Origin of the sequence: Prevotella sp. TF12-30 (genome assembly GCF_003436715.1) — a bacterium.
In the GTDB taxonomy this organism is placed as follows: domain Bacteria; phylum Bacteroidota; class Bacteroidia; order Bacteroidales; family Bacteroidaceae; genus Prevotella; species Prevotella copri_A.
This window is the reverse complement of sequence record NZ_QSQJ01000088.1, coordinates 2,637-2,839: the sequence shown is the minus strand read 5'-3', so window position 1 is coordinate 2,839 and position 203 is coordinate 2,637. Positions and strand designations below refer to the sequence as shown.

At 38.4% G+C, this 203-nt stretch carries 1 pseudogene; it reads left to right on the top strand.

From position 1 onward, the window contains the following. Positions 1-131: 131 nt before the first annotated feature. Positions 132-203: pseudogene (locus tag DXD25_RS17590) on the top strand (integrase); the annotation flags it as partial.

The following is a 203-nucleotide window of genomic DNA, read 5'->3' as shown; positions in this document are numbered from 1 at the left end:
ATTACCTCGCAGAAACGCCCTAATAAGCATTTTTAACGGTGACGGTTCATATTTCCCCATTCTGCGTAAGTTTTGGTTTTGTCATGCAGCTCTCACAGTTTAATTTTGCACCGAACAAAAAAGTAAGAATTATGAGATGCACTTTCAAGACAGTCTTCTATATAAATGGAAGCAAGGAGAGAAACGGAATTGTCCCTATCATG